General features: G+C 70.2%; 4 protein-coding genes. 1 reads left to right on the top strand and 3 read right to left on the bottom strand.

Going from position 1 to position 2,944, the window contains the following annotated elements; all coding sequences use genetic code 11:
* The 3 genes from ACJA3G_RS34160 to ACJA3G_RS34150 all read right to left on the bottom strand — a co-directional run.
* A partial coding sequence (locus ACJA3G_RS34160) for an isochorismatase family protein (protein WP_406556914.1) occupies positions 1-229 on the bottom strand: 229 nt, incomplete at its 3' end.
* A 73-nt stretch (positions 230-302) separates the two neighbouring features.
* The gene (locus tag ACJA3G_RS34155; protein WP_406556913.1) at positions 303-1,712 is read right to left on the bottom strand and encodes an MFS transporter; all 1,410 of its coding nucleotides are present in this window, start codon (positions 1,710-1,712) and stop codon (positions 303-305) included.
* A gap of 19 nt (positions 1,713-1,731) precedes the next feature.
* Positions 1,732-2,166 (bottom strand): MarR family winged helix-turn-helix transcriptional regulator, encoded by a 435-nt coding sequence (locus ACJA3G_RS34150; RefSeq protein ID WP_406556912.1) that lies wholly within the window; start codon positions 2,164-2,166, stop codon positions 1,732-1,734.
* 214 nt (positions 2,167-2,380) lie between these two features.
* Here ACJA3G_RS34150 and ACJA3G_RS34145 point away from each other — a divergent pair.
* Positions 2,381-2,944, top strand: a 564-nt coding sequence (locus ACJA3G_RS34145; RefSeq protein WP_406556915.1) for a CaiB/BaiF CoA transferase family protein, incomplete at its 3' end; no start/stop codon positions are given.

Below are 2,944 nucleotides of genomic sequence, written 5' to 3'. Positions count from 1 at the left end.
GGTTGTGGGGCACGTCGGCGCGGGGGTTGAGGGCGGCTCCGCCGTCGGGGCCGTGGGCCACGTTGACGAGCACGACGGGCAGCCCGGCCGCACGGAAGGCGTGGGCGAGCCGGGCGCTGTTCGCCACGACCTGGTCGGCCGGGTGGGGCTGCAGCGGGAGGCCGAGGATGCCTTCCTGGAGGTCGAGTACGACCAGGGCGGCCTTGGGGCTGAGTTCGGTGACGGGCATGGGTGTGGTCCTTTCTGAACCGGTGTACGCGTACGCGGGGTGCGCACGTGAGGGATGAGGGGATCGGCGGGGCTCAGCCGCGTGCTTCGGCGCCGCGCAGATGCCGGGTGGTGGCGGCGTTCACGAGCAGGACGAGGCTGATGCCGGTGATCACCGCGGCCAGCAGGTGCAGTCCGGAGTCGTCGGCGTCGCGGCCGACCGCGATCCCGACCAGGGCCGAGGCGAGGTTGGCGCCGATGTACTGGGCGGTGCGGTACAGCCCGGAGGCGGTGCCGATCTGGTCGGCGGGCGCGGTGCGGTACATCAGCGTCTGGTTGCCCAGGCTGTTGAAGCCGTTGGGCAGCCCGAGGACGGCGGCGATGAGGAGGACTTCCCAGATCGGCACGGTCTCGCCGAACAGGGCCAGCGCCCCGCTGCCCAGACACAGGGCGGCGGAACCCGTGATCAGGACGGTGCGCAGACCGCGTTCGACGAGCCGGGTGGCCCACATGGTGGTGGCGAAGCCGAGGGCGGCCACCGGGAGCATCACCAGGCCGGACGCGGACTCGGAGAGGCCGCGGCCCTGCTGGAGCCACTGGGGCAGGGCGTAGGTGATGGAGTAGAAAACCACGTACGTGCCCATGCAGCGCAGATAGGTCGCGGCGAGCGGCCCGTTGCGGGCGATCATGCGCAGGTCCACGAAGGGCTTGTTCGCGCGCAGTTCGCGGTAGATCAGCGCGGCGGTCAGCACGACGAAGACGGCCAGCGCCCACCACCAGGGGTCGTCGGGCAACGAGAGCAGGAAGAGCATGAGACCGCACAGCTCACCGGTGAACAGGGCCATGCCCGCGAGGTCGAGTTCGCGCAGCGTGGCGCCGGCGTCGCGGGCCGGTTCGTCGGCGGGCAGCCAGAGGAACGCCATGATCATGGCCGCCACGGTGAGCGGGACGTTGACCCAGAAGATGGCGCGCCAGCCCGCGAGTTGGACCAGGACACCGCCGAGCGGCGGACCGAGGGCGACGGCGGCCTGGGAGGCGGCGGAGATGGCGCCGAGCCCGCCGGTGGGTGTGGAGCCCTCGCCGCTGTGGGCGGCGGCCCAGGTACGCATCATCGACATGCCGGCCGGATAGGCGGCCGAGGTGCCGATCCCGAGTACGACGCGGGCGGCGATGAGCCACCCGAGCGTGGGGGCGAACGGCGCGGCGGTCGCCGACACCAGGACCAGCACCAGGCCGAACCCGAAGACGCGGCGCGCACCGAGGGCGTCCGCCAGGCGGCCCATCGTGGGCTGGGCGACGGCGGTGGCCAGATAGAGGCCGGAGACCAGCCAGATGACCTCGGCCCCGGCGTCGAACGCCTTCTGGATGGAGAGCAGCGCCACCGCGATCATCGAGGAGTTGAGGGCGTTGAGCAGGGTGCCCAGAACGATCGGGGTGAGGAAGCCGAGGGGGATACGGGGAGGGGCAGCCGCTTGAGTTGCGGTCTGCGCGGTCGGTAACGGCACGACGCCCCCTCGGGGTCTCCTAGGTTTCTGACAAGAGGTCCAGCAGTTTGTTCGCGGCGCCGAGGATCTCCCGCTCCACCGGTGTCAGGCGTTTGGTGATCGCCTGAGCGAGCCACGCGTCACGCCTCTGCCGGTCGCTCTCCACCAGATGACGGCCCGCGTCGGTGATCTCCATGAGGACCTGACGGCCGTCGCGGTCGTGAGGCCGACGCGTGATGAGGCCGTGCTCCTCCAGGGAGGCGAGCTGGCGGGTGAGTGACTGGGGCAGGACGCCTTCGGCGGCGGCCAGCTCCTTCGGGCTGAGGGCTCCGACGCGGTCCAGTCGGCTCAGCACCGAGGCGCTGGTGAGTCCGAGACCGTGCGCGGGGCGTTCCTGCCGCATGCGCCGTGCCAGTGCGGACACGCTGTCGCGGGTCTGCCTGGCCAGGTCGAGAGTGAGTTCCTTGTCTTCCACGAACGAAGCTTAGCTTATAAGCACGGCTTAGCTTTTCGTCAAGATTACCGTCGTGCGGCAGCAGCACCACCATGCATGAGAGGGCTCGCTATTGCGTCTGTGACCTGCGGTAATTAGTACACAGAGACCATTTTTGGCTGGAAACCGATCAACTTTGTTGAATGTGACACGGCTCGCATTTACTTCGCTGTGCGTAGCATGTTGTCTGGTGATCATGATCCCTCGCACCACGAGTGACCCCGGTGAACACCCGGTGCCCGGCGGCGCACCGGCCCCGCTCGCCGGGCTGAAAGTCATCGACACCGCCACCCTCTTCGCCGGCCCCTTCGCCGCCACCCTGCTCGGGGACTACGGCGCCGACGTCGTCAAGATCGAGCACCCGGACGGTGACCCGGCCCGCCGCTACGGCGCGCAGGTCGACGGCGTCCCCGTGTGGTGGAAGGTCGTGGCCCGCAACAAGCGCTCAGCCACCTTGGACCTGCACACCGAGGAGGGCCAGGAGCTCTTCCGCCGACTGGCGGCCGACGCCGACCTCATCGTGGAGAACTTCCGCCCCGGAACCCTGGAGCGCTGGGGTCTGGACTACGCCGCCCTCAGCGCCGCCAACCCGCGCCTGGTGCTGCTGCGCATGACCGGCTTCGGCCAGAGCGGCCCCTACGCCCGCCGCCCCGGCTTCGGCACGGTCGGCGAGGCCATGAGCGGACTGGCCCACCTCACCGGCACCCCCGACGGACCGCCCACCCTGCCCTCCTTCCCGCTCGCCGACGCGGTCGCCGGC

The organism is Streptomyces sp. YS-3 (assembly GCF_045257485.1).
Taxonomy (GTDB): Bacteria; Actinomycetota; Actinomycetes; order Streptomycetales; family Streptomycetaceae; genus Streptomyces.
The sequence above is the reverse complement of the archived record's forward strand: the minus strand, read 5'-3'. Positions and strand labels throughout refer to the sequence as shown.